Annotated in this window: 25 protein-coding genes; 5 read left to right on the top strand and 20 right to left on the bottom strand. The window is 46.8% G+C overall.

Translation table 11 applies throughout. The features are described 5' to 3' along the window. Positions 1–29 precede the first annotated feature (29 nt). Positions 30–1,274: a DNA polymerase IV gene (locus KY305_RS12535; protein WP_223062823.1), complete on the bottom strand. Its 1,245-nt coding sequence runs from the start codon at positions 1,272–1,274 to the stop codon at positions 30–32. 74 nt (positions 1,275–1,348) lie between these two features. Here KY305_RS12535 and KY305_RS12530 point away from each other — a divergent pair, with 74 nt between their 5' ends. Next, positions 1,349–1,630 carry a hypothetical protein gene (locus tag KY305_RS12530; protein ID WP_223062822.1) on the top strand — a complete coding sequence of 94 codons (282 nt, stop codon included), beginning with the start codon at positions 1,349–1,351 and terminating at the stop codon, positions 1,628–1,630. Between the two features lie 32 nt (positions 1,631–1,662). Next, positions 1,663–2,496 (top strand): membrane protein insertase YidC, encoded by an 834-nt coding sequence (locus KY305_RS12525; protein WP_223062821.1) that lies wholly within the window; start codon positions 1,663–1,665, stop codon positions 2,494–2,496. A 377-nt stretch (positions 2,497–2,873) separates the two neighbouring features. Here KY305_RS12525 and KY305_RS12520 read toward each other — a convergent pair whose 3' ends face one another. The 3 genes from KY305_RS12520 to mce are packed head-to-tail and all read right to left on the bottom strand — an operon-like array spanning position 2,874 to position 5,944. Beyond that, positions 2,874–3,989, bottom strand: a complete 1,116-nt coding sequence (locus tag KY305_RS12520; protein ID WP_223062820.1) for a M20/M25/M40 family metallo-hydrolase — start codon at positions 3,987–3,989, stop codon at positions 2,874–2,876. A gap of 16 nt (positions 3,990–4,005) precedes the next feature. Next, entirely contained in the window at positions 4,006–5,523 is a 1,518-nt protein-coding gene (locus tag KY305_RS12515; RefSeq protein WP_223062957.1) for an acyl-CoA carboxylase subunit beta, read from the bottom strand. Then, on the bottom strand, positions 5,516–5,944 hold the full coding sequence (gene mce, locus KY305_RS12510; RefSeq protein ID WP_223062819.1) for a methylmalonyl-CoA epimerase: 429 nt from the start codon (positions 5,942–5,944) through the stop codon (positions 5,516–5,518). Before mce ends, KY305_RS12515 begins: the two co-directional genes overlap by 8 nt. A 90-nt stretch (positions 5,945–6,034) precedes the next feature. On the opposite strand from mce, the gene prli42 reads away from it, so the two are divergent. Beyond that, positions 6,035–6,130 (top strand): stressosome-associated protein Prli42, encoded by a 96-nt coding sequence (prli42, locus tag KY305_RS12505; protein WP_156476224.1) that lies wholly within the window; start codon positions 6,035–6,037, stop codon positions 6,128–6,130. A gap of 13 nt (positions 6,131–6,143) precedes the next feature. Here the strand turns inward: prli42 and KY305_RS12500 are convergent, their stop codons facing one another. The 6 genes from KY305_RS12500 to brxB all read right to left on the bottom strand — a co-directional run bounded on the left by KY305_RS12500 (position 6,144) and on the right by brxB (position 10,657). After that, a complete protein-coding gene (locus KY305_RS12500) occupies positions 6,144–6,674 on the bottom strand; it encodes a L,D-transpeptidase (RefSeq protein ID WP_223062818.1) in 531 nt (176 codons plus the stop codon). A gap of 51 nt (positions 6,675–6,725) precedes the next feature. After that, positions 6,726–7,694, bottom strand: a complete 969-nt coding sequence (locus KY305_RS12495; protein WP_223062817.1) for an aromatic acid exporter family protein — start codon at positions 7,692–7,694, stop codon at positions 6,726–6,728. A 77-nt stretch (positions 7,695–7,771) separates the two neighbouring features. Next, on the bottom strand, positions 7,772–8,494 hold the full coding sequence (gene artM / locus KY305_RS12490; protein ID WP_223062816.1) for an arginine ABC transporter ATP-binding protein ArtM: 723 nt from the start codon (positions 8,492–8,494) through the stop codon (positions 7,772–7,774). Beyond that, positions 8,487–9,146 carry an arginine ABC transporter permease ArtQ gene (gene artQ / locus KY305_RS12485; protein WP_223062815.1) on the bottom strand — a complete coding sequence of 220 codons (660 nt, stop codon included), beginning with the start codon at positions 9,144–9,146 and terminating at the stop codon, positions 8,487–8,489. The genes artM and artQ overlap by 8 nt, the downstream gene beginning before the upstream one ends. 61 nt (positions 9,147–9,207) lie before the next feature. Continuing rightward, positions 9,208–9,975, bottom strand: a complete 768-nt coding sequence (gene artP / locus KY305_RS12480; protein WP_223062814.1) for an arginine ABC transporter substrate-binding protein ArtP — start codon at positions 9,973–9,975, stop codon at positions 9,208–9,210. A 244-nt stretch (positions 9,976–10,219) separates the two neighbouring features. Continuing rightward, a complete protein-coding gene (brxB, locus tag KY305_RS12475; protein WP_003153223.1) occupies positions 10,220–10,657 on the bottom strand; it encodes a bacilliredoxin BrxB in 438 nt (145 codons plus the stop codon). Positions 10,658–10,836: 179 nt separating this feature from the next. Between brxB and KY305_RS12470 the strand changes: the two genes are divergently transcribed. After that, positions 10,837–11,742 carry a YegS/Rv2252/BmrU family lipid kinase gene (locus KY305_RS12470; protein WP_223062813.1) on the top strand — a complete coding sequence of 302 codons (906 nt, stop codon included), beginning with the start codon at positions 10,837–10,839 and terminating at the stop codon, positions 11,740–11,742. Between the two features lie 39 nt (positions 11,743–11,781). Here KY305_RS12470 and KY305_RS12465 read toward each other — a convergent pair whose 3' ends face one another. From KY305_RS12465 to KY305_RS12430, 8 genes are all read right to left on the bottom strand, one after another. After that, on the bottom strand, positions 11,782–13,041 hold the full coding sequence (locus KY305_RS12465) for a dihydrolipoamide acetyltransferase family protein (RefSeq protein WP_223062812.1): 1,260 nt from the start codon (positions 13,039–13,041) through the stop codon (positions 11,782–11,784). Positions 13,042–13,062: 21 nt separating this feature from the next. Continuing rightward, entirely contained in the window at positions 13,063–14,046 is a 984-nt protein-coding gene (gene bfmBAB / locus KY305_RS12460) for a 3-methyl-2-oxobutanoate dehydrogenase subunit beta (RefSeq protein WP_223062811.1), read from the bottom strand. Between the two features lie 12 nt (positions 14,047–14,058). Continuing rightward, the gene (locus KY305_RS12455; protein WP_223062810.1) at positions 14,059–15,051 is read right to left on the bottom strand and encodes a thiamine pyrophosphate-dependent dehydrogenase E1 component subunit alpha; all 993 of its coding nucleotides are present in this window, start codon (positions 15,049–15,051) and stop codon (positions 14,059–14,061) included. Positions 15,052–15,072: 21 nt separating this feature from the next. After that, positions 15,073–16,494 (bottom strand): dihydrolipoyl dehydrogenase, encoded by a 1,422-nt coding sequence (gene lpdA / locus KY305_RS12450; protein WP_223062809.1) that lies wholly within the window; start codon positions 16,492–16,494, stop codon positions 15,073–15,075. Further along, entirely contained in the window at positions 16,484–17,593 is a 1,110-nt protein-coding gene (gene buk / locus KY305_RS12445) for a butyrate kinase (RefSeq protein ID WP_262417738.1), read from the bottom strand. The genes lpdA and buk overlap by 11 nt, the downstream gene beginning before the upstream one ends. A 22-nt stretch (positions 17,594–17,615) precedes the next feature. Then, on the bottom strand, positions 17,616–18,710 hold the full coding sequence (gene bcd / locus KY305_RS12440; RefSeq protein ID WP_214798666.1) for a Leu/Phe/Val dehydrogenase: 1,095 nt from the start codon (positions 18,708–18,710) through the stop codon (positions 17,616–17,618). Positions 18,711–18,721: 11 nt separating this feature from the next. Continuing rightward, entirely contained in the window at positions 18,722–19,615 is an 894-nt protein-coding gene (gene yqiS, locus KY305_RS12435) for a phosphate butyryltransferase (protein ID WP_223062807.1), read from the bottom strand. Between the two features lie 123 nt (positions 19,616–19,738). Further along, complete coding sequence (locus KY305_RS12430) at positions 19,739–21,808, bottom strand: sigma 54-interacting transcriptional regulator (RefSeq protein WP_223062806.1); 2,070 nt, start codon at positions 21,806–21,808, stop codon at positions 19,739–19,741. Positions 21,809–21,962: 154 nt separating this feature from the next. On the opposite strand from KY305_RS12430, the gene KY305_RS12425 reads away from it, so the two are divergent. Next, positions 21,963–22,205: a DUF2627 domain-containing protein gene (locus KY305_RS12425; RefSeq protein ID WP_223062805.1), complete on the top strand. Its 243-nt coding sequence runs from the start codon at positions 21,963–21,965 to the stop codon at positions 22,203–22,205. Between the two features lie 25 nt (positions 22,206–22,230). Here KY305_RS12425 and prpB read toward each other — a convergent pair whose 3' ends face one another. After that, the gene (gene prpB / locus KY305_RS12420) at positions 22,231–23,136 is read right to left on the bottom strand and encodes a methylisocitrate lyase (RefSeq protein WP_223062804.1); all 906 of its coding nucleotides are present in this window, start codon (positions 23,134–23,136) and stop codon (positions 22,231–22,233) included. A gap of 18 nt (positions 23,137–23,154) precedes the next feature. Further along, the gene (locus KY305_RS12415; RefSeq protein ID WP_223062803.1) at positions 23,155–24,579 is read right to left on the bottom strand and encodes a bifunctional 2-methylcitrate dehydratase/aconitate hydratase; all 1,425 of its coding nucleotides are present in this window, start codon (positions 24,577–24,579) and stop codon (positions 23,155–23,157) included. Positions 24,580–24,587: the final 8 nt, after the last annotated feature.

The raw sequence follows: 24,587 nt of genomic DNA, 5'->3' as shown, positions 1-24,587 counted from the left end.
ATCATACATAACCCCTTTTTTCAAGTTATTCAGCTTTTCTTTTCATCCTGAAAAAAGTCTCTGTTAAAGCTCGTCCCTTTTGTTTTGCTTTCCTCTTTTTTTAATGTGACGCCTTTTCTGATCAGGTTCGAGCCATACTTCTCATTCAGCTGATTCATCATTTGATAAATCGGTTCGTCCTTTGCGTCCTCTTTGAACGAAAACAAATCAAGCTGTTTGTAAGCCTGTTCTTTTTCGACTAGTTCAGTGCCGGTTATGCCGAGGAGCCTGACAGGATTCTGACTCCAATGCTTTTCAAACAGCTGCATCGCCGCATTCAGAATGTCTTTTTTTTGATCAATCGGGTTGGTAAGGGTCATGCTTCTCGTGACTGTTTTCCAATCCGCGTAACGGATCATGATAAACAGCCGGCAGGCCATGACTTCCTTACGCTGAAGACGTTCGCTTACAGACAGCGCCAGCCTTTCAAACACACCGAATAATTCGCCCTCGTCTGTGCTGTCATGCGAAAGGGTTGTGGAGTTTCCGACACTTTTAAATTCATAAATCCGCTCAGGGTCAACCTCCGCATGGTGAATGCCGTTTGCTTTTTCCTTCAGCCGCGGCCCGTTAATGCCGAGCAGCGTTTTCAGCGCGTACTCATCCCCCTTTGCTAAATCTCCGATTGTAGTGATGCCGAGTGTTTTTATTTTTTCCGCGGTTTTCGTTCCTATACCGTACATTTCTTCGATCGGCAGAGGCCACAATACAGCCGGCAGCTCCCTTTTTCTTAAAATCGTGATACCGAGCGGCTTTTTCATATCAGACGCCATTTTTGCGAGAAATTTATTCGGGGCGATGCCGATGCTTGAGGGGAGCAGCAGCTCTTTTTGCAGCCTGTCCTGAATTTCTTTCGCCGTTTCATACGCCCGGCTTCTGTACGGCGTATCCGTTATATCCATATAACCTTCATCAATAGAGACAGGCTCGACTAAATCCGTATACTCACGGAGGATGCTGAACATTTCTTTTGACGAGCTGCGATAGCGGTCAAAATTCGGAGGAATCACGATCAGTTCCGGACAGTTGCGTTTTGCCTGCCAAACAGGCATCGTGGTTTTCACGCCGTGAGCTCTTGCTTCGTAGCTGCAAGTGACAACGATTCCTTTTCGTTCCTTGACGTTTCCGGCAACGGCAAGGGGCTTTCCCCTTAAAGACGGATCATACGCCATTTCAACTGAAGCATAAAAGCTGTTCATATCAATATGAAATATAATTCTTCCTTTTCCAGTCATCGCCGCCCCCCCTTTCATTCGATAGACAACCTCTTATATATATAGTAAAATAAGGACTGAATGGATGTGATAAAATGATTCTTGAGTCAATGAATGACTTTTTATTCTTAGTCGATTTTTTCACAATTATTCTTCCCGCTCTGACTGCGATCGGTATCGCTTTTCTTTTACGTGAGTGCCGTGCAGGCGAGCATTGGAGAACGAAACGCATAGATGAACATCAAGCAGTCGTTCAGCTGAACCGAACAGACTTTCTTATTATTATATATCATCGCATTACCACGTGGATACGTAAAGTCATCCGCATGAATTCACCGGCGAATGATGATGAAGATGTCAGCCTCCTCCTTTTATAACACAAAGCAATGATTAAAAGGAGGAATTATGATTGTCTAAAACATATCAAAAACTTATTGCGTTCGGACTATTTTTCATCGTGCTGTGCACAGGCCAGTCGGCTTTTGCCGCAACAGCTCAGACTCAGACGGGAGGACTCGGGAATATCGGATTTTTCCATCATTACCTGATTGAGCCGTTTTCCGCACTGTTAAAAGGAGTGGCCGGCCTGTTCCATGGTGAATACGGACTGTCGATTATTCTTGTGACGATTATCGTCCGTATTGTTGTATTGCCTTTGTTCGTGAACCAGTTTAAAAAGCAGCGGATGTTCCAGGAAAAAATGGCTGTGATTAAACCGCAGGTAGACAGCATTCAGGCAAAAATGAAAAAAAACAAAGATCCTGAGAAACAAAAAGAACTTCAGATGGAAATGATGAAGCTGTATCGTGATCACAATCTGAATCCGATGGCGATGGGCTGTCTTCCGATGCTGGTGCAATTCCCGATTCTGATCGGTTTTTATTACGCCATCCGTTCGACACCGGAAATCGCTTCGCACTCTTTTCTGTGGTTCAGCTTAGGGCATTCCGATATCCTTGTATCACTTTGCGCGGGTGCCATGTATTTTTTACAGGCTTATATTTCTCAAAAATTAAATGCGAAATATTCACCGGCCGCTCAAAATCCGGCCTCTATGCAGTCTGCTAAAATCATGGTATTCATCTTCCCGGTCATGATGACGATTTTTTCGCTTAACGTACCGGCTGCACTTCCGCTTTACTGGTTTACAAGCGGATTGTTCCTGACCGTGCAAAACGTGCTGTTACAGCAAACTCATCATAAAAAGAAAGCAACGGCGGCTCAAGCGGAGCCTGCAAAATAATACAGAAACCTGCCGGAAGGATTCCGGCAGGTTTTTCTTGATGGGCACCAGGAAAATGTGTCCCCTAAGGTGTAGAATATATCACCAAAAAAGACATAACAGAATGCGATCTTGCGTAGAAGCATCCTTTTATAATCTGTATGTTCAAGTTTAGGAGATTACTTGCGACGGCAGAACCATAACATTTACTAATAATCTTCAGCAGTCCGGAGCGCACTTTACTCTAAAGCCATGTAAATAAAATAACAAGGACAAAAGTGTTAAAATAGACTTTTGCTTTTTACCTATTTTCTCACTGCTTTCTTAAAAAATATCTACCATCTTTATAAGAGATTTGTGCATAAAAAAGCACCCAAGTCATATTGGGTGCTTCGTCTTTAGTTTGCCGCCACTTCGATCACTGCAACGACCATTTCTGCTGTTTTGACAAGCTCTTCAATCGGCATTTTTTCGTTTTTCGTATGAATTTGTTCGTAGCCGACTGACAGGTTGACTGTCGGAATGCCGTGGCCGGCAATGACGTTTGCGTCACTGCCGCCGCCGCTTGTCTGAAGCTCACTCAGCCGGCCGATTTTCGCCGCCGCTTTTTTAGCGACTTCTACAACTTGGTCTCCGTCCTGGTATTTGAAGCCGGGATACATGACCGCTATGTCCACTTCAGCGCGTCCTCCCATGTCAGCTGCAGCCGACTCAAAGGCCTCTTTCATTTTTTGCACTTGCGCTTCCATTTTTTCAGGGACTAATGAACGTGCTTCGGCGAGGATGTCGACTTGATCGCACACGATATTGGTTTGCGTGCCGCCTTCAAAACGCCCGATATTTGCCGTCGTTTCTTCGTCAATTCGGCCCAGCGGCATTTTTGAGATCGCTTTTGACGCAATCGTAATGGCTGAAATGCCTTTTTCCGGCTCTACTCCGGCATGGGCCGTTTTGCCGTAGATCGTCGCTTTTACTTTCGCTTGTGTCGGTGCGGCTACAATGATATTGCCGACTTTGCCGTCTGAATCAAGCGCAAAACCGTATTTTGCGGTAATGTCTGAACGATCCATCGCTTTGGCTCCGACTAATCCTGATTCTTCGCCGACTGTAATAATGAATTCAATCGTGCCGTGCTCAATATTTTGTTCTTTCAGCACTTTAATGGCTTCAAACATTGCAGCAAGGCCTGTTTTGTCATCGGCGCCAAGAATGGTCGTGCCGTCTGTTTTCACATAACCGTTTTCTACGATCGGTTTTACTCCGTTACCCGGGACAACCGTATCCATGTGTGATGTAAAATAAATCGTATCTGCTTCTTTTGTGCCTTTCAGCGTACAAATTAAGTTGCCGGCTCCGTGCCCCGTCACATCTTTTGTATCGTCTTCTTTTACGCTCAAGCCTAAATCAGTAAACTTTTGTTTGAGCACCTTGCAGATTTCCGCTTCATGTTTTGTTTCTGAATCGATTTGAACGAGTTCTAAAAATTCGTCGAGCAGGCGTTTTTCGTTTACCATTTGCTGTTCCCTCCGTTTAAAGCGGTATATTACCGTGCTTTTTTTTCGGTCTTTCCTCTTCCTTATGCGCAAGCATGTCATATGCTTGAATCAATTTTTTCCTCGACTCTTCCGGCCTGATGATGTCATCCACCATTCCGCAGGCTGCGGCTCTGAACGGGCCTGAGTTTTCCTTTTGGTATATGGCTGTTTTTTCGCGTTTTGTTTTTTCCGGGTCATCAGAAGCTTTAATTTCTTTGCCGTATAAAATCGAAGCGGCTCCTTCCGCTCCCATGACGGCAATTTCTGCATTAGGCCAGGCAAATACAAGGTCTGCTCCGATCGCTTTCGAATTCATGGCGACATAAGCTCCGCCGTAAGCTTTTCTGATGATCAGCGTTACTTTCGGAACGGTCGCTTCCGCGAAAGCATACAGCAATTTCGCTCCGTGCCGGATAATTCCGCCGTGCTCCTGCTGAACGCCGGGCAGAAACCCGGGGACATCTGCTATCGTTAACAGCGGAATATGAAACGCATCGCAAAAACGGATGAATCTTGACGCTTTATCAGCGGCGTCAATCGTCAGGCTTCCCGCCAAATGTTTCGGCTGGCTTGCGACAACGCCCACTGTGCGCCGGCCGAGCTTCAGAAAACCGACAACAATGTTTTTGGCAAAATACGGCTGAATGTTAAAAAACGTTCCGTCATCCGCCAGCTCTTTGATCACGTGTAACACATCGTAAGGCTTCGAGCTGTCCGGGGGAACGAGGGTGTGTAATAACGGCCTGACGTCTTCCTTTTTGGCAGGGGAAGGTGCTTCTGCGCCATACGGGAGATAAGAAAGCAGGTTTTTTACTGCGGAAAGCGCCTCTTTTTCCGTTTTTGCCGAATAGTGGGCGTTTCCGCTTATGACATTATGTATTCCCGCACCGCCTAAGCTTTCCGCGTCAATCTGCTCACCCGTTACATGCTCAATCACTTTCGGGCCTGTGATAAACATTTGCGACGTGTTTTCCGCCATAAAGATAAAATCTGTCAGGGCGGGAGAGTAAACGGCGCCGCCCGCGCAAGGCCCTAAAATGACCGAGATTTGCGGGATCACCCCTGAGTAAAGGACGTTGCGCCTGAAGATATGACCGTATCCATCTAATGATACCACACCCTCTTGAATTCTCGCACCACCTGAGTCATTCAGACCGATCATCGGGGCTTTATTTTTCGCCGCAAGATCCATCACCGCAGCGATTTTTTTCGCATGTGTTTCACCAAGCGTACCGCCAAGCACAGTAAAGTCATGGGCAAACAAATAGACGGGCCGGCCTTCAATCGTGCCGTATCCGGTAATGACACCGTCTCCGGCTGCGCTTTGAAGCCCCGGTATGCGGCTTTCTGCGAATGGGTGGAGCTCTGAAAAACTGTCTTTGTCCAATAAATATGTAATTCTCTCTCTTGCCGTCAGCTTGCCCTTTTTATGCTGTTTTGCATTTCTGACGGTTCCGCCGCCATTTGTTAAACGGGAACGTTTTTCATTTAAGTTTCTGATATGGTCACTCATGCTCATCGTGAGGTTCTCCTTTTTCAATTGTTTCGCAAAGCTCAATCAGGACCCCGTTCGTTTCCCGGGGAGAAAGAAACGCGATTCTTTTCCTGCCGGCCCCGGTTTGCGGCTCTTTGTGAATCATCGTCATGTGTGATGCTTCAAATTCCTTTATCGTCTCCGTTATATCGCCGCACTGAAATGCGAGGTGATGCAGCCCTTCGCCCCTTTTTTGCAAAAATGAAAAGACCGGGCCGTCATCAGACAGGGGTTCAATGAGTTCAATCCTTGTTTCTCCCGCCTCCAAAAAACAGACTTTCACCTTTTGTTCCGCAACCAGTTCATCTCCCAAATCCTTCAGCCCCAGCATACGTTTGTAAAACTCTTTTGCAGCTTCAACGGAGCAGACGGCAATGCCGATATGATCAAGTTTTTTCATAGGACAGACCTGCTTTCTGCCATAGGATATGGCTTGTTCATACACACAAAACACGTTAAAATGTAGACAGTAAAGATAAGGAGTGAAACGATGTCCCAGAAATTCATGAAAAGCGCAGTCATCGTCATTTTGGGCGTTTTTATACTGTCAACAGTCCTCTCAGGCATCATTATGTATTTGCAATAAAAAAGCAGGCACCTCATTGAACGGGTATTTCCTGCTTTTTTATGAGGGCTTTCCGCTCTTTTGCTATATCCTCAAAGGAACGGCTGTCTTTCGTAATGAATACCTTTGTTCCGGCAGGGATGATCTGAAATACGTGAATGACGTCCCGGTTCCTCATGCGTATGCATCCGTTTGATACAAACCCGCCGATCAGCTCTTCTCTGTTCGTCCCATGAATCCCGTACATTCTACCGTCAGTTCCTTTGGCGTCAAAGCCGATCCAGCGGACTCCGAGCGGGTTTTCAGGCGCTCCGCCCTTTACGTTTTTCTTTCGGTAAAACGGATTAACGGCTTTGACCGTAACCGTAAACTCACCCTCCGGCGTCAAATCATCTGTTTTTCCCGTTGCCACCTGATAAATACCTTCTATCTTATTGTCTTTCACAACGGCCAGTGCGTTGGTTGTTTTATTGACGATGATATAAGGATCACCCGGCAATGGATTTGCGCCAAGCGGCCAGAGCGGGGACATCAATAAGGCAATTGAGCATAAAAAAAATCGCATGAGCTCCTCCTTTTTTCATTAGAATGACCAATGAAGGAGGAGCTCATGCGATTATCCAAGTGTTTTTTGCAGCTTAATGCCTTTAAAATAACTTTTAATGACCAAGTATTGTTCCATCTCACCGAGCAGGTGGAACAATGCCGCCCGGGCTTCAAACTCCTCGCGTGTTGCCGGGAGCGGCATTTCTTCAAATTCCATTCTCATTTCAGCAAGTCTTTTTAAAAATTTATGGGCCGTATTCCCCGGGTGAATGGCTTCCCTTAATTCCTGAATGAAATGGGCGATCATTTTTCCCTGTTCTACGGTCATTGAAATAGATGTAATCTTCGGCAGCAGCCTCTCAATGATTTCAAATTGCTTCTGTCTCATTTTAAAATAATGATAGTAAAGATTTTCGTGGCGCATGATGTGGTTTTGCACGTCACGATAGGCCAAGTTTTTCGCCTCTTGAATCAATTGGTGCGTTTCCGGTATTTCCTTCCCGGTCCAATCTTGCTCACCAGTTAACAAATAACGCTCGATTTCGGCAAAAATGACAGCGAAGTTATCCTCGATTTTTTTTCGGTACGCAGCGAGTTTTCTGTCCAGGCTGGGCATATACAGGTTCATTAAAAGCGCGACACCGATGCCGACGGTGATTAACTGAAACTCATTCCAGATAAACGACATCGTAATGCCCCCGGACATATATAAATGAAGAATAATAACTGAGCTGGTGACGATTCCTTCGTTAATTTTCAAGACGACGGTAGTCGGAATGAACAGCACCAGCAATATTCCGATCACAAACGGTTGATACCCGATCAGTCCAAAAAAGACATAAGAAAAGACGATCGCCAATAAACAGGCGGCAAATCGGGCCCATGATGCTTGAAGTGACCGCTTTTGCGTAATTTGTATGCACAAGATGGTGATAATGCCTGCGGATGCGAAGTTTTGCAAATGCAGCTGCTGGGCTAAATAAATGGCCAATGCCGTTCCAAGTGCCGTCTTTAGTGTGCGATAACCAATTTTAAACATTGCTGACTCCATTCTGTTGTTTCTTTCTCAATAAAAAAGAAGAAGATATAACCTTCTTCTTTTCTCACAGTTTTATTTTATAATATTTTTTCTAAAAAGTCCTGTGCTCTTTTCGACTTCGGAGAAAGAAAAAATTCCTTTGGCGGTCCGTCTTCCACTATTGTTCCCTCGTCCATAAATAATACGCGGTCGGCCACTTCTTTGGCAAAACCCATTTCATGCGTAACGATGACCATGGTCATGCCCGTTTCAACAAGCTCTTTCATAACCTCAAGCACTTCTTTTACCATTTCCGGATCAAGAGCTGAGGTCGGTTCATCAAACAGCATGATGTCAGGGTTCATGGCAAGAGCCCGAGCAATGGCGACACGCTGCTTTTGGCCTCCTGACAAACGGTTCGGATAGTCGTTTTGTTTCTCAAGCAGTCCGACTTTTTCAAGGAGCGCGCAAGCCTTTTCCTCCGCTTCCTTTTTTGAAACCTTCTTCACGTTTACAGGCGCGTACATGATATTTTCCAGTACCGTTTTATGGGGAAACAGGTGGAAATGCTGAAAGACCATTCCGATATTTTCCCGCACCTTCAGCGTATTCGTTTTAGCAGCCGTAATTTCTTTTTCTTTAATCGTAATCGTTCCGCCGCTTGGTTTTTCCAACAGGTTTAAACAGCGCAGAAATGTTGATTTCCCTGAACCTGAAGGCCCGATTACCGCTACGACTTCCCCCTCGCCTATCTGTGTCGAGATATTTTTTAACACTTCATGTTTTCCAAATGATTTTGACAGCTTGTCAACTTTAATCATTGGCTTTCAGCTTCCTTTCTACGCCTTTGCCGATAAACGCTAAAATCAGCACGAGCACATAATAGATTAAACCGGCCACGATGAGGGGCTCCAAATAGTTGTATGTCGCCGCTCCCGCTTGATAAGCCCGTCTCATAATGTCGCCGAGACCGATGACTGTGACGATCGCCGATTCTTTCGTCAATGTGATTAATTCATTAATGATTGCCGGTGAAATATTTTTAAACGCCTGAGGCAGCAGCAAATCTTTCATCATTTTTCCGTACGGCACGCCAAGGGCGACAGCCGCCTCTTTTTGGCCTTTGTCAATCGCGTTAATTCCGGCCCTGATAATTTCAGAGACGTAAGCGGCAGAATTGAGCGATAATGCCGTGACCGCCGCCCAAAATTGGTCAATCTGAAAACCGAGCAGCTGAGGCATTCCGAAATAAATGATCATCAGCTGCAGCACGAGCGGCGTGCCGCGGAATATTGAAGTATAAAAATCTGCAATCCATTTAAGCGGACTGAATGTGCTGATTTTAAACAAGCTGAGCACAATTCCTAATATAAGGCCGATCACTGCTGAGACGAGTACAATTTTTAATGTAATCGCGAGGCCTTCTAATATAAAAGGAATTTGGGGTATTGTCGCTGAGAAATCCAAATTCATACGCTTTATCTCCTTTATCTTCATTCACGATAAAAAGCTCAACGAAAAGTTGAGCTTTCTTTTATTTCTCGTTGCTGAACCATTTTTTCTTCAGTTTTTCGATGTCTCCGTTTTTCTCCATTTCTTTGAGCGCTTTGTTAAATTTCGCTGTTACATCGCTGTCTTTGCGGAACGCAATTGCGGAGCCGGATTCGTCTGATTTTGCATCCTCGGCCGTAAAGCCCTGCAAATCGTTATTTGAGCTGAAATAACCTTGCGCTACGATGTCTTCAATAATCGCGGCATCGAAACGCCCGGATTTGATTTCCTCGGTTAAGTCTGAAATGCGGTTGCGGTCTTCGAGCTGAAAGCCGTATTTAGAAGAAAGCTGTTTTCCTTTTTCCTCTTGAATGGAACCGAGCTGAACGCCGATGGTTTTGCCTTTTAAATCCTTCAGGGATTTGATGCTGCTTCCCTTCTTCGTAACGATCATATTATTAGCGGTATAGTAAATATCAGAAAAATCAACTTGTTTTTTTCGTTCCGGTGTAGGTGTCATTCCTGATAAAATCATGTCAACCTGCTTTGATTTCAGTGCAGTAATCAGACTGTTAAAGTCCATATCCTGCACTTCAACGTCATACCCCGTCTTTTTGCCCAAAGCTTTTGCCAAATCAACGTCAAATCCGACGATTTTATCTCCATCTTTATATTCAAACGGTTTATAATCAGCCGATGTACCCATAATCAGTTTTTTCTTTCCGTCTCCTGAGTCCGAATTGCCCGATCCGCAGGCCGACAGCGCAAAAGTGATACATGCGGCAATCAATACCAACAGCCATTTTTTCATGATCATTTTCCCCCATATCTTTTTCTCTCGTAAACTTGAATATTTATTCGTTAATTTGTATTTTAAACACTTTTTAATTGTTATGCAATACTATTTTTAAAAAATACCTATCCCTTTCTATATTTATTATTGCAATAGATTTAAAAATAGATTACTGTCGGGCGTAACGTGAATAAGCATTAATATTTATGCATTCTCAACGCAAAAAAACCCCTCAGCTCCAGGCTTCGGGGTTCGTGTTTCTTTATACTTCTTCACAATATTCTTCAAATGCTTCTTGCAGTTTTGTCACGACAGCCATCGGTTCGTGTCCTTCAATTTCATGACGTTCGACCATTTTCATAATTTTTCCGTCTTTTAGAATAGCAAATGACGGAGAAGACGGCGGGTAGCCTTCAAAGTATTCTCTCGCTTTCGCTGTCGCCTCTTTATCCTGTCCGGCAAATACCGTGACGAGCTGATCCGGGCGTTTATCGTAATGAACGGAATGGTATGCCGCAGGTCTTGCAATGCCGCCTGCGCATCCGCACACTGAATTGACCATGACAAGCGTCGTTCCTTTTTTCGAAAGCGCTTCGTCCACTTCCTCAGCTGTTTTCAGCTCCGTATAACCGGCCGCCGTAATTTCCTGGCGGGCTTGACGCACAACATCATTCATAAATAAATTAAAATCCATATTCAAGTGGGACCTCTCCTTTTTCGTCATCTCTTCTTATGATAGCAAGGAACCTGCCGTATCGGCAAATCACACCGCTTCATTTGCCATTGTTTTTCTCACTTTTATGCTTCGGATGACAGTTTATGACCATTCAAAAACGGGAAACGTGATAAAGAGATTGACTGAGACAAAGGAGCAGTTGTATGAGCCAACGGAAAGCTGTTTTAATCTATAACGGAAACGCAGGTCAAAAACAGATAGAAAAAACACTCGGCACGGTCGTTCCCATATTAGCCCAATCAGTTGATGAGCTTCTGATTAAACCGACTAAACACCCGAATGACGCACGGCAGTTTTGTGAGGACCTTGACAGCTCGGTCGATGTATTATTCATTCTGGGCGGTGACGGAACGGTTCACCAATGCATCAACAGCATCAGCACGCTTAATCACAGGCCGGCTGTCGGCATTTTGCCGGGAGGAACGTGTAATGATTTTTCAAGAGCGCTCGGCATACCACAAAACCTTCAAAAGGCCGCTGAAGCGCTCGTATCCGGAAAAAGACGGAATATTGATGTCTGTAAAACGGATGACGGCTTTTTCCTGAATTTTTGGGGTATCGGGCTGATCACCGAAGCCTCCAGCCATATCAACGAAACAGAAAAAGCGCTTTTCGGAAAAATCAGCTACTTGACAAGCGCGTTGAGGACGATGACAAACTCGAACACGTTTTCCGTCAGGCTGACGATAGATGGAAAAGTGAAAGAGGACGAGGCCGTCATGCTGCTTGTGATGAACGGGCATTATATCGGCACAAACCGGGTTCCCCTGCCTGATGCAAACCTTCAGGACGGCTTGGCTGATATCTTAATCTGCCGCAATACAAGCCTTTCCGCTTTACGGGAGCTGATGACAATGGAGCAAGGTTCATTTGATGATTTCTCAGGGGAGCTGTCCTATATTCAAGCCTCGCGGGTTGAGATCGAAACCGGGCGCGAGATGAATGCGGATACGGACGGTGAGGTGTACGGAAAATCGCCTTGCACGATCGAGGTGCTGAAACAGCATATATGTATGCTTGTTCCGGAAGAAAATACAGAATTGAAATAAAAGAATCTCCTTTTGCCGCTGGGGCAAAAGGAGATTTTTTTAGTATATTGATGTTTTTTCATCGATATTTTCTAAAATTTGTTTCACACGTCCGAGGAAACGGCCGCAAATGAGTCCGTCGAGCACTCTGTGGTCTAAGGACAGGCAAAGATTAACCATATCGCGCACAGCAATCATCCCGTTATTCATGACAACCGGACGCTTGACGATTGATTCCACCTGAAGGATCGCGGCCTGCGGATGATTGATGATGCCCATTGACTGAACGGAGCCGAATGATCCCGTATTGTTGACGGTAAATGTACCGCCCTGCATATCTTCGGCCGTGAGTTTTCCGTCTCTCACTTTTTTCGCGAGATCTGTTATCTCTCTGGCAATGCCTTTAATTGTTTTCTCATCAGCCCGCTTAATGACCGGGACAAACAGAGAATCTTCTGTAGCGACGGCAATAGAGATATTGATATCTTTCTTTTGAATGATTTTATCTCCGGCCCACATGCTGTTCATCTGCGGGAACTCTTTTAAAGCCTGCGCGACCGCTTTTACAAAGAAAGCGAAGAACGTTAAATTGAAACCCTCTGTTTGTTTAAATGTATCCTTTATACTGTTTCGGTACGCCGTCATGTTTGTGACGTCGACTTCCATCATCGTCCAGGCGTGAGGAATTTCTGTTTTGCTTTTGTGCAAATTGGATGCGATGGCTTTTCTGACGCCTGTCACCGGAATTTCAATATCTCCGGATGCCGGTACAGGGGATTGCACTTGCTTTTGCTCTTGCTTCGGTTCTTTCGGCTGCTGAACAGAGGCTGCCGGTGCTTCTGTTTTTTGCGGCATTCCTGAATCAATGATCCGCTGAATGTCTTTTCTTGTGATTCTTCCGCCGGCTCCCGTTCCTTCAACTTGTTCAAGCCGGATGCCGTGTTCTCCTGCTAATCTGAGGACTGCCGGCGAAAAACGCGCTTTATTTGATGTTCCTCCGCCTGAGGACTGCGGCTCGGCTTCAGCAGATGTTTTCTGCTCAGCTTCGCTCTGTTTCGGCGCCTCTGCCGTTTGCGCTTCTTCTGTTTCAATTTTGCAGATAATCTCTCCGACTGCAAGAGTTTGGCCTTCTTCTCCTACAAGCTCGGTAATCGTGCCGGAAAAAGAGGAAGGCACCTCTGCATTTACTTTATCTGTCATGACCTCTGCGATCGGGTCATATTTATTCACTTGATCTCCGGGAGAAACCAGCCATTTGCTGATCGTCCCCTCCGTTACGCTCTCTCCAAGCTGCGGCATCGCCATTTGTTCGATCGCCATGTCAAAAACCTCCTTACGTCTTTAAAACTCCGCTAATTCTCTCATTGCGGCTTCCGCTTTGTCAGGATTCATCATGAAGTATTTTTCCATCGTCGGCGCATAAGGCATTGCCGGAACATCAACACCTGCCAGCCGCTTGATCGGCGCGTCTAAATCAAATAGGCAGTTTTCAGAAATAATGGCCGCGACTTCACTCATGATGCTGCCTTCTTTTGTATCCTCTGTGATTAAGAGCACTTTTCCGGTTTTAGAAGCCGCTTCGATGATGGCCTCTTTATCTAACGGATAAACTGTACGCAAGTCTAATACGTGTACAGAAATTCCGTCTTTTTCAAGCCGTTCGGCTGCCTGCAAAGCGAAATGGACACACAATCCGTACGTAATGACGGTAATATCGCTGCCTTCGCGTTTGACATCGGCTTTTCCGATCGGCAGAACATAATCCTCAGCCGGAACTTCTCCTTTAATAAGGCGGTATGCACGCTTATGCTCGAAAAACAGCACCGGATCGTCATCGCGGACCGCAGCCTTTAAAAGCCCTTTTGCGTCATAAGGAGTTGAAGGCATGACAATTTTAAGTCCTGGCTGATTGGCGAAAATAGCTTCTACTGATTGAGAATGATATAATGCGCCGTGAACGCCTCCGCCGTATGGCGCTCTGATCACCATCGGGCAGCTCCAATCATTGTTTGAGCGGTAGCGGATTTTCGCCGCTTCCGAAATGATTTGGTTGACTGCAGGGAGAATGAAATCTGCGAACTGCATCTCTGCAATCGGGCGCATACCGTACATTGCCGCGCCGATCCCGACACCTGCAATGGCTGACTCTGCAAGCGGCGTATCCATGACCCGCTCTTCACCGAACTGATCATAGAGGCCGGCAGTTGCTTTAAACACGCCGCCTTTTCTCCCAACGTCTTCTCCGAGCACAAAAACCCGTGAATCTCTTTCCATTTCTTCTTTCATTGCTGCATTAATACTGTCGATATAAGACATTACAGACATTCGTATTCCTCCCTACTTCGCATAAACGTGATCAAGCGTTGATTCAGGAGATGCATATGGTGCTTTCTCCGCTTCGTCTGTCGCTTCGTTTACGATCGCCATGATCTCATCAAGCATCGTTTTTTCTTCTTCTCCGCTGAGAAGCCCGGTTTCTTGCAAGTATGCTTTGTATATGAGAAGCGGATCATGTTTTTTAGCTTCTTCTACTTCTTCACGTTCTCTGTAACTGCTGTCGTCGTCATCACTGGAATGCGGCGTCAGACGGTAGGAGATCGTTTCTATTAATGTCGGCCCTTCTCCTTTAGAAGCCCGTTCGCGCGCTTCTTTCACAACCTTATATACTTCAAGCAGATCATTTCCGTCAACGGTTACTCCCGGCATGCCGTAGCCCACTGCCCGGTCAGAAATATTCTCGCAGGCAACCTGTTTATCATATGGAACTGAAATGGCATATTTATTGTTTTCGCACATAAAGATCACCGGCAATTTATGCACGGCGGCAAAGTTTGCCCCTTCGTGAAAATCACCCTGGTTGGAAGAGCCTTCTCCGAACGTAACAAATGCGGCGATATCTTTTTTGTCCATGCGTCCTGCCAGCGCAATGCCGACTGCGTGAGGCACTTGAGTCGTAACAGGCGATGAGCCCGTAACGATTCTGTTTTTCTTTTGTCCGAAGTGGCCCGGCATCTGTCTGCCGCCGGAGTTCGGGTCTGCTGCTTTCGCAAATCCGGACATCATTAAATCCTTGGCAGTCATGCCGAATGCAAGCACGACTCCCATATCTCTGTAGTACGGGAGAACGTAGTCGGTGTCACGGTTCAGCGCATAGGCTGCGCCTACCTGAGCGGCTTCCTGTCCCTGGCATGAAACGACGAACGGAATTTTCCCCGAACGGTTTAACAGCCACATTCTTTCATCGATTTTTCTGGCTAGCAGCATGGTTCTATACATATCAACGGCTTCTTCATCAGAAAGCCCTAATGCTTGATGGCGGTTTGTAGTCATTCAAACCCCTCCTTCTTCCTTTTAAAAATGAATCGCGTTTCCGTCGGCGCTTAACGCCGCTTCTCCAATCGCCTCAGAAAGAGACGGGTGCGGGTGGATGGACTGCCCGATTTCCCACGGCGTAGCATCCAGCACCTTGGCGAGACCGGCTTCTGAGATCATATCGGTTACATGCGGACCGATCATATGAACTCCGAGAATATCATCTGTGTTTCGGTCTGCGACGATTTTGACAAAGCCGTCGCTTTCTCCGTAAACCAGCGCTTTCCCGATCGCCATGAACGGAAATTTGCCGATTTTGAGCTCGTGCCCTTTCGCAGCGGCCTCCTCTTCTGTCAGGCCGACACTCGCTGCTTCGGGATTTGAATAAATACATTTCGGCACAAGCGCAGCATCCAGCGGAGCGGGATTGAGGCCTGCCATATGCTCAATGGCGATGATGCCTTCGCGGGAGGCGACATGGGCAAGCTGGAGGCCGCCGATGACGTCCCCAATCGCATAAATATGCGATTCCTTTGTTTGGCCCGCTTCGTTTACCGTAATGGCGCCGTTTTCAACTGCAATTTCGGTGTTTTCAAGGCCGATCCCTTCAATGTTCGGCTGACGGCCGATGGAGACGAGCATTTTTTCAGCATGATAGGCAACGGCTTTTCCGTCCTTTTCCGCTTCGATTTTGACGCCGTCCGTTTTTTCTAATGTATCCGGCAGCACTTTAGCCCCCGTTACAATTGTAATTCCTTTTTTCGTCAGAAGGTTTTTCATTTCATTCGAAATATCCCGGTCTTCTGTCGGCAATATCCGGTCTGCATATTCAATGACAGTGATGTCTACGCCGAAGTCATGCAGCATGGACGCCCATTCAATGCCGATTACTCCGCCGCCGACGATGATCATGGATTGAGGCAGCTGCTCCAGCTCCAGCGCTTCGTCTGACGTCAAAATATATTCTCCGTCGGCTTCTAAACCAGAAAGCATTTTCGGCCTTGAACCGGTGGCGATAATTAATTGCTTCGGTATCAGCATGTCATTTTCTTCGCCGTTCGTGTATTCTACAGAAACCGTACCCGGTAGAGGTGAAAAGATAGAAGGGCCGAGCATACGCCCATACCCGTTGTATACATCGATCTTTCCCTTTTTCATAAGGTGGGCGACACCGCCTGCTAATTTATCAACGATCCCCTGCTTTCGTTTTTGCACGCTGTCAAAACGAAGGGAGACACCTTCCGTTTCAATGCCGAATTGCGCGGCTTCCTTTGCAGTTCGATACACCTCTGCGCTTCTTAACAGCGCTTTGCTCGGAATACAGCCTTTATGAAGGCAAGTTCCGCCGAGTTTTTCCTTTTCCACTACGGCTGTTTTTAAGCCGAGCTGAGCCGCTCTGATGGCAGCAACATAACCGCCCGTGCCGCCGCCCAGAATGACCACATCATATTCAGTCGCCATTTGTTTTCACTCCTTCGCTGATCTGATATTGTTTTGACTTCTCCTCGCCGAGCAGCACTCTGAGTGCTCCTTGCGCCAGCGATTGCAGTTCATTTTCTCCCGGATAAACGAATACATCCGAAATCCAATCTATGTACGATCTGATAGCGGAAACGAAGCTTTTTCCGTAAGCCAATCCGCCTGTCAGGACGATAATGTCGACTTTTCCTTTTAATACGGCGCTTGCCGCCCCGATTTCTTTTGCTACTTGATAAGCCATGGCGTCATAAATGAGCCGGGCATTTTCATCCCCCGCTTGAATGAGATGTTCCACTTTCATCGCATCCGTTGTGCCGAGATAACCGGAGAGCCCCCCTGTACCGACAAGCTTCTTCATCATATCCGCTTTTGTATACTTGCCGGAAAAACACATTTCCACCAAATCCCCCGCCGGAACGGTTCCGGCTCTTTCCGGGCTGAACGGGCCTTCTCCGTGAAGCCCGTTATTAACATCCGCCACCCGGCCGCAGTCATGGACACCGACTGTGATGCCGCCGCCCATATGGGTGACAATCATCTTCATTTGTTCATACCGTTTGCCGAGAGACGCCGCCGCTTGACGGGCTACAGCCTTTTGGTTTAACGCATGGAAGATGCTTTTCCGCTTGATTTCGGGCATCCCTGACACTTTGGCGAGCGGCGACATTTCATCTACTACGACAGGATCGACAATATAGGCGGGAATATTTAAGCCGTCCGCTATTTCCCTGGCAATAATGCCGCCGAGATTTGATGCATGCTGACCGTTATATCCGGTTTTCAAATCGGATATCATGGCGTCATTCACCTCATATGTGCCGCCTTCAATCGGTCGAAGCAGGCCGCCTCTTGCACAAACGGCATCAAACTTTGAAATGTTGATGCCCTGTTCGTGCAGAGACTCCAATATGCTTAATTTACGAAATTCATATTGATCAATAATGCTGTTATATTTCTTCAGCTCTTCCTCGGGGTGCCGCAGCGTCTTTTCAAAAATACAGCGTTCATGGTGAAAGACGCCAATTTTCGTGGATGTTGAGCCTGGATTAAGAATGAGAATGCGTTTTTCCTGTTCGAACATTTTCACACCTCCAGATCAAGTCCTATCGCCTGCTTAATACACTTTGGCCGTTTTGAAGAAATTGGCTTCTTGAACGGCGCATGCGTTCAATTCGTTCTTCGGCTAACCGGTCAGCCGCTAAGTAAGTCGGAATACCGTCACGTGCAGAAATATCGAGCACCCGTTCAATATTTCCATAGATGCCTTCCACCTTTTTCAAAGCCCGCTCAGCATTATAGCCGTAAAGCTCGTCGGCTACATTTATCACGCCGCCGGCATTGATAACATAATCCGGCGCGTAAACGATTCCCATTTCATGAATCATATCGCCGTGGCGCGCTTCTTTCAGCTGGTTATTGGCGGCTCCGGCAATGACTTTCGCTTTCAGCTGCGTAATCGTGCTGTCATTAATGACGGCGCCGAGAGCACACGGGGCATAGATATCACACTGCTGCGAGTAGATGTCGTCAGGATCAACCGCACGGGCGCCAAAGTCTTGAACGGCACGTTCAACTGACTGCTTATTGATGTCTGTAACGATGAGAGAAGCACCCTCTTCGTGAAGATGGCGGCAAAGATTATACGCCACATTTCCCACACCCTGCACGGCAATCGTTTTTCCTTCTAAAGAATCCGTTCCAAACGCCGCCTTAGCAGCGGCTTTCATCCCTCTGTACACGCCGTAAGCGGTGACGGGAGAAGGGTTTCCTGATGAACCGAATGCCGGGGAAATCCCAGTTACATAGTCGGTTTCATCATGAATAATATCCATATCTTCAACAGTAGTACCGACGTCTTCGGCTGTAATATATCTTCCGTTTAAGCCTTGAATATAGCGGCCGAATGCACGGAACATTTCTTCATTTTTATCTTTTCGGGGGTCGCCGATAATGACGGTTTTTCCGCCGCCTAAATTTAAACCGGCAGCGGCATTTTTGTATGTCATGCCTTTTGCAAGTCTCAGCGCATCTTCAATCGCCGCTTCTTCATTTTCATATGTCCACATTCTTGTTCCGCCGAGCGCCGGGCCAAGCGTCGTATCGTGAATCGCGATGATCGCTTTTAAACCTGACTGCTCATCTTGGCAGAATACCAGCTGTTCGTAATCGTATTTCTCCATATATTTAAAAATTTCCATATTTGTTCCTCCTACTGTTCTTGTGATGCGCAAATGGCAAGCGCAATGGAATACAGTTTATTTTCTGCGGTATCCGCTCTGCTCGTTAATGCGATCGGCGCCTTCGCACCCGAGATGACGGCCGCGACGTTTGCCTTGGCAAAATAAATCATTGACTTATAAAGCATATTGCCAGCTTCAATTGACGGGACGAGCAAAATGTCTGCCTGGCCCGCTACACTTCCGGAAATATTTTTTTGCGCTGCCGCCGCTGCTGAGACGGCATTATCCAAAGCAAGCGGCCCATCCGCAACACAGCCGGTAATCTGCCCTCTATTGCACATCTGGACGATCGCTGCCGCATTCAGCGTTGCCTCCATTTTCGGATTAACAGTTTCAATGGCGGCTAGAACTGCGGCTTTTGGCATATGATTCCCTACTGAATGCGCAACATGAACGGCATTTTGGAGAATATGCCGCAATTCTTCAAGAGACGGGGCAATGTTCAGCGCTGAATCGGTGACATATATCAGTCTGTCATAGTCCGGCACCTCAAAAACTGCTACATGGGATAACACCCGGTTCGAACGGAGCCCTTCTTGACGGTTTAAAACCGATTTTAAAAGGGTCGAGCTCGGCAGATTCCCTTTCATCAGTATATCCGCTTCTTTTTCATGCACTGCGCGGACTGCTTTTGCCGCAGATTCTTCAGGTGAATCAGCATGTATGATCTCAGCATTGAACTTCGGCTCGTTTGCCAGAAGTTCTTTCAGCTTTTCGCTGTCACCCGTCAGTAAAAATCGCGCCGACAGATGCTCTGCCGCCATTTTGACGGCCTGGATCACTTCTTTATCTGCTGCGTGGGCCACTGCAATCGTTTTCGCTTTTTTTGCCGCAGCTTTTTCAATTAGGTCTTTCAGCTTCATTTTGTACCACCTTCCTTGTGCGAATCCGTTCTACTCAGATGCAAGTTCTGTGCCACATGAAGCAAGAGGCATTTTTCGGCTTCTCTTAAAAAAACATGCAGCGGCTTGCGCTGTCCCTGCAATTTATTGCATGCCGTCATTTGCAAGACCGTACTTGTCCATTTTGTAGTACAGATTTCGAATGCTGACGCCGAGCGCCTTTGCCGTTTTTGTACGATTGTATTTATGCTTTTCAAGCGTTTTTTGAATTAAATGAGCTTCAAATTTTTCAACGGCCTGAGACAGCTTTTCTCCTTCTACATCAGGAAAATCACTTTGGCCGCCATTCTTTTCGTTTTGTTCCGTTTCAAAAACAGGCAAATGCTGCTGTTCAATCCGCTCCATATGCGGCTCCAGAAATATCATGGCCCGTCCGAGCACATTTTCCAGCTCACGCACGTTTCCCGGCCAGCGGTAGGCTGATAAGGCACGCAAAGCATTGGGGGTCAGCCCCTTCACATTGCGGCCGTAATCCTGATTGATTTTTTCAATAAGCCGGACACTTAACGCTTCGATATCTTCTTTTCGCTGCCGAAGCGGCGGAATGGAGATCGGATAGCGGTTGATGCGGTAATACAGATCCTCACGAAATGTTCCGTCCGCCATCGCCTTTTCAATATTGACGTTTGTCGCTGCAATGATTCTGACATTTACAGAAATCGCTTTTGTGCCGCCGACTCTGATAATTTCTTTTTCCTGAAGCACCCTGAGCAGCTTCGCCTGCGTATTTTGCGTCAGCTCTCCTATCTCATCTAAGAAAATGCTGCCGTTATTCGCTTCCTCAAAAAGCCCTTTTTTGCCTCCGCGCCTGGCACCCGTAAAGGCTCCTTCTTCGTAACCGAACAGTTCGGATTCCAGCAGGGATTCAGACAGCGCCGCACAATTAACGCGAATGAATTTATTGTATTTTCGGTCGCTTTCATTATGTATGGCGTGGGCAAACAGTTCTTTTCCGGTGCCGGATTCCCCCCGCAATAAAATCGTTGCCGGCGTTTTTGCGCCAAGCTTCGCCTGTTCAAGCGCAACCAGCATCTGTTCACTCGTGCCGATAATATCGTCGAACGTGTATTTTGCTTCCAGCGTCCGGATGATCTGCCGCGCCCGATTCAGTTCGGCAGTCAGTGTTTTAATCTCTGACACGTCATGAATGACCCCGACACTGCCTTTTAAAATGCCGTCCACAATCACAGGGGCAACATTGACGATGACGTCTTTTTTATTAGGGCCGACCTTCATTCTCACACCCCGAACGGGCCGCCTTGTCCCTAATACCTTTAAGTGCATGCTTTCCCCCTCGGAAATATCCGTGCCGGCGGGTTTGCCGATCACTTCACTTTCAGAAAGCCCGGTCATTTTCGTATATGCTTTATTAATTAACAGGCCTATGCCGTTTTCATCCACAACTGAAATGGCCTCGTCTGACGATTGAATAATCGCTTCCAGCATCGTACGGATTTCTTTTAAGTTTGTCACCTCTTCTGCAAGCTCGACTGCGTCTGTAATGTCTTTAAATACGCATAACGCCCCGAGAAGCTTTCCGCCTACATCAATGATCGGCAGCCTTGTGGTGACTATCTGCAAGTGCTTTCCGAGAAGCTGCTTTTGATTGTATTCCGGTTCTCTCGTCTTTAAAATCCGCGGCAGCTTCGTATTCGCTACCACCTCTTTTATCGGGCGGCCGATGACGTCCTCCCGTTTTTCCCCGACCATTTTTTCCGCCATGTGATTAAATAAAATGATCGTTTCGTTGACGTCAATAAAAATCATTCCGTCATGTGTTGAATTAAAAATCCGGTCGTGCTTATAGGTTTGCGACTTCAGCATTTGAATGAGCTGCTGTTTTTCTTCCATCAGCTGAAATACCATGTACGCCAATTTTCCCGGCATAACAATGGTTTGTTCGCATTTTTCGCGGAGCAGCTCGTCCATGACCGCTTTGTCGCCCGTTGTATGAATGATGATATCAATTTCCTTGGTTATGTAGGGTTTCCAATCTGATGAGGTTGCAATTCCGTATTTCTCGGCTTCTTTCAGCCCTTGCGCCTCCGAATTTTGATCAACAACAGCAATGATTTGAATCAGCTTTGTTTTCATCAAAATCTGTAAGAGCGCTGTGCCTCCTTTACCAGCACCTATAATCAGCACCTTCTGCATCCCGATACCCCTTTGTATGAAAGAATTTGCACACCTGTATTTTCCGTTGCAATAATTTGCACAACCCTTATGTTACCACGTTTTCTTCTCTTGACAAAATATTTTTTCAATTGGACAATAAAGGAAATATAAAAGATAAAGGGGTTTTCTGAATATGAGCCGGCTTGCTGCGCTTTTGATTTTAGTCATTCCCGGCGCTGTTTCCGCGCTTGGCATTAAACTGATGAGAGATGCTTTATTCGGACATACATTTGCTCCGTTTCCCTCACTTTTTCTTCAAGGTTCAGCCGGATTGGCGTTTTTTCTGTTCGGCCTGTATATTTTGGCCGGATTTATTTTGTACAGAGACCGGAAACGCAATCAAGTAAGCCCCCGATTCAGGAAAAAAAAGCTGTAAAAAAGCCCTTGAAAAGAAGGGCTTTTTACTCGTCCGGCAAAATCGTTTTGGCAATGGAATCATCCAGAGCTTCATAGTCATGGTAAGCAATTGTTTCATATAATTCTTTTCGCGTCTGCATCTGTGACAGCCCCTCTTTTTGCGATCCCTCTTCCTTTATGAGACGAAATATCCGTTCAAAAGCCTTGGCTGCGGTTCTGAGTGATGTGACCGGATAAATGACCATCTGACAGCCTATCTCGGCAAATTCTTCTGCGCTGTAATACGGCGTTTTTCCGAATTCAGTCATATTTGCGAGGATCGGGGCGCCGAGCTGTTCGGCGAACTCTCTGAACTCACTTTCTGATTGGAGCGCTTCAGGGAAGATGGCGTCTGCGCCCGCTTTTATATATGCGGCGGCTCTTTTTAAAGCCCCCTCTATTCCTTCCTGCTGTCTGGCGTCTGTCCTTGCGACAACAATAAGCGTCGGGGCTGCCTGCTTGACGGCTTGGATTTTTTGCGCCATTTCTTCTATCGGCACGAGCTGTTTCCCGTTCAAATGCCCGCATTTTTTCGGCAGGCGCTGGTCTTCCATCTGCACGGCGGCCACACGCGCTTCGTACATTTCCCTCGCTGTGCGGGAGGCATTCAAAACACCGCCGAAGCCTGTGTCGATATCCACAAGGACGGGCAGGTCGGACGAGCGGACTAAATCTTTTGCCCGCTCAGCCATTTCCGCCGATGTGACGATGCCTAAATCAGGAAGCCCTCTGCTGGCGGTGTACGCTGCTCCTGATAAATACAGCGCGGAAAATCCCGTTTTCTTGGCGATAAGAGCGGCCATCGCATCATGAGCGCCAGGTATCTGCAAAAGCTCCGGCGCTGTCATCAGAGTGCGGAACCGTTCTGCAAGCTCCTCTTGTGATGATTGCCTGCTGACGATCCACGTCATGTTTGTAATCCTCCTTTTTCATACACAAAATAAATCCATAAATTCATTGACGGCCATCTGCTGAAGCCGGTCATGGTGTTTACAGGCTTCTTCTATCTTATATTGCTGCTTTGCTGAGAAGTGAGTGCCGATGTTAGCTGAAAACTTAGCGAGAATTTTCGGAACGGCTTCCTCCCGGCGGAACCGGTGCCCGAGCGGATATTCGCATTCTATCCGTTCTGTGCTTGTGCCGTCTTTAAAATGTACTTGTACGGCATTTGATATGGATCGCTTATCCGGCTTTAAGTAATCCTCAGAGTACACTTTATGCTCAGTCACCTCCATTTTGCCGCGCAATATATCAATTCGCGGATCTGACGCTGTTTCCTGTTCATAATGATCAGCTGTAATATCCCCGAAAATCAAACCGACCGCTGTAATATACTGCAAGCAATGATCTCGATCCGCCGGATTTTTAAGCGGCCCTTTTTTGTCAATGATCCGGATAGCTGATTCATGTGTCTGAATCGTAATCCGATCGATGTCCTCTATCCGGTCTTGCACTTCCGGATGGAGCAAAACCGCACATTCTGCCGCTGTTTGAGCATGGAATTCCGCAGGATAAGAAACTTTAAATAAAACATTCTCCATGACATAGGATTGAAGCGGGCGGGCAAGCTTTATATCCTGCCCGTTAAATAAAACGTCTTGAAATCCCCAGCCCGGGGCGGTCAGAGCTGTCGGATATCCCATCTCTCCTTTTAATGCCATAAGCGCCAAATAAACTCCCCTGCTCGCTGCGTCACCGGCCGCCCATGATTTTCGCGAGCCGGTGTTCGGCGCATGTCGGTATGTTCTGAGACTTGAATTATCAAGCCATGCGTGAGATACGGCGTTGTTGATTTCCTCTTTTGTACCGCCTAACAGTTTTGCGCAAACAGCGGTTGTTGCCACTTTGACAAACAAAACATGATCAAGCCCGACTCTGTTCAGGCTGTTTTCAAGGGCGAGCACGCCTTGAATTTCGTGCGCTCTTATTATCGCATCCAAGACATCCCGCACTGTAAGCGGCTCTTTCCCCTCAGCAAGACGCACTCTTGATATATAATCAGCTGCAGCCAAAATTCCTCCGAGATTGTCAGACGGATGTCCCCATTCGGCTGCAAGCCACGTATCATTATAATCAAGCCAGCGATTGATACACCCGATATTAAAAGCCGCCAAGACAGGATCTAAGACAAACGGCGTGCCGGGGACTCTGCTTCCGTTCGGAACGGCGGTGCCGGGGACAATCGGGCCGAGCAGCTTCGTGCACTCCGGATAGCTGAGCGCCAGAATGCCGCAGCCTATCGTATCGAGCAGTACATGTCCGGCTGTAGTGAAAGCTTCTGAACTGTCAATCTCTTGATGGAGCACGTAATCTGAGATTTCTTCTATCACCGTATCCATTCGGGTTGCTGTCATTTTTCCTC

The sequence above is a fragment of the Bacillus sp. YC2 genome (assembly GCF_019891195.1).
GTDB lineage: Bacteria > Bacillota > Bacilli > Bacillales > Bacillaceae > Bacillus.
This window is presented reverse-complemented; position numbering and strand designations above follow the sequence as displayed.

What these genes read in the sequence shown, in the direction of transcription:
- lpdA (WP_223062809.1), bottom strand. Translation starts at nt 16,494, where the DNA reads ATGGCGACTGAATATGATGTGGTCATTCTGGGCGGCGGCACGGGCGGT.
- artM (WP_223062816.1), bottom strand. Translation starts at nt 8,494, where the DNA reads ATGATTAAAGTTGACAAGCTGTCAAAATCATTTGGAAAACATGAAGTG.
- bcd (WP_214798666.1), bottom strand. Translation starts at nt 18,710, where the DNA reads ATGGAAATTTTTAAATATATGGAGAAATACGATTACGAACAGCTGGTA.
- yqiS (WP_223062807.1), bottom strand. Translation starts at nt 19,615, where the DNA reads ATGAAGCTGAAAGACCTAATTGAAAAAGCTGCGGCAAAAAAAGCGAAA.
- KY305_RS12415 (WP_223062803.1), bottom strand. Translation starts at nt 24,579, where the DNA reads ATGACAGCAACCCGAATGGATACGGTGATAGAAGAAATCTCAGATTAC.
- KY305_RS12495 (WP_223062817.1), bottom strand. Translation starts at nt 7,694, where the DNA reads ATGTTTAAAATTGGTTATCGCACACTAAAGACGGCACTTGGAACGGCA.
- KY305_RS12425 (WP_223062805.1), top strand. Translation starts at nt 21,963, where the DNA reads ATGAGCCGGCTTGCTGCGCTTTTGATTTTAGTCATTCCCGGCGCTGTT.
- prpB (WP_223062804.1), bottom strand. Translation starts at nt 23,136, where the DNA reads ATGACGTGGATCGTCAGCAGGCAATCATCACAAGAGGAGCTTGCAGAA.
- KY305_RS12470 (WP_223062813.1), top strand. Translation starts at nt 10,837, where the DNA reads ATGAGCCAACGGAAAGCTGTTTTAATCTATAACGGAAACGCAGGTCAA.
- KY305_RS12500 (WP_223062818.1), bottom strand. Translation starts at nt 6,674, where the DNA reads ATGCGATTTTTTTTATGCTCAATTGCCTTATTGATGTCCCCGCTCTGG.
- artP (WP_223062814.1), bottom strand. Translation starts at nt 9,975, where the DNA reads ATGAAAAAATGGCTGTTGGTATTGATTGCCGCATGTATCACTTTTGCG.
- artQ (WP_223062815.1), bottom strand. Translation starts at nt 9,146, where the DNA reads ATGAATTTGGATTTCTCAGCGACAATACCCCAAATTCCTTTTATATTA.
- KY305_RS12515 (WP_223062957.1), bottom strand. Translation starts at nt 5,523, where the DNA reads ATGAGTGACCATATCAGAAACTTAAATGAAAAACGTTCCCGTTTAACA.
- prli42 (WP_156476224.1), top strand. Translation starts at nt 6,035, where the DNA reads ATGTCCCAGAAATTCATGAAAAGCGCAGTCATCGTCATTTTGGGCGTT.
- KY305_RS12465 (WP_223062812.1), bottom strand. Translation starts at nt 13,041, where the DNA reads ATGGCGATCGAACAAATGGCGATGCCGCAGCTTGGAGAGAGCGTAACG.
- mce (WP_223062819.1), bottom strand. Translation starts at nt 5,944, where the DNA reads ATGAAAAAACTTGATCATATCGGCATTGCCGTCTGCTCCGTTGAAGCT.
- buk (WP_262417738.1), bottom strand. Translation starts at nt 17,593, where the DNA reads ATGTTCGAACAGGAAAAACGCATTCTCATTCTTAATCCAGGCTCAACA.
- KY305_RS12535 (WP_223062823.1), bottom strand. Translation starts at nt 1,274, where the DNA reads ATGACTGGAAAAGGAAGAATTATATTTCATATTGATATGAACAGCTTT.
- KY305_RS12520 (WP_223062820.1), bottom strand. Translation starts at nt 3,989, where the DNA reads ATGGTAAACGAAAAACGCCTGCTCGACGAATTTTTAGAACTCGTTCAA.
- KY305_RS12430 (WP_223062806.1), bottom strand. Translation starts at nt 21,808, where the DNA reads ATGCAGAAGGTGCTGATTATAGGTGCTGGTAAAGGAGGCACAGCGCTC.
- KY305_RS12455 (WP_223062810.1), bottom strand. Translation starts at nt 15,051, where the DNA reads ATGACTACAAACCGCCATCAAGCATTAGGGCTTTCTGATGAAGAAGCC.
- KY305_RS12530 (WP_223062822.1), top strand. Translation starts at nt 1,349, where the DNA reads ATGATTCTTGAGTCAATGAATGACTTTTTATTCTTAGTCGATTTTTTC.
- bfmBAB (WP_223062811.1), bottom strand. Translation starts at nt 14,046, where the DNA reads ATGTCTGTAATGTCTTATATCGACAGTATTAATGCAGCAATGAAAGAA.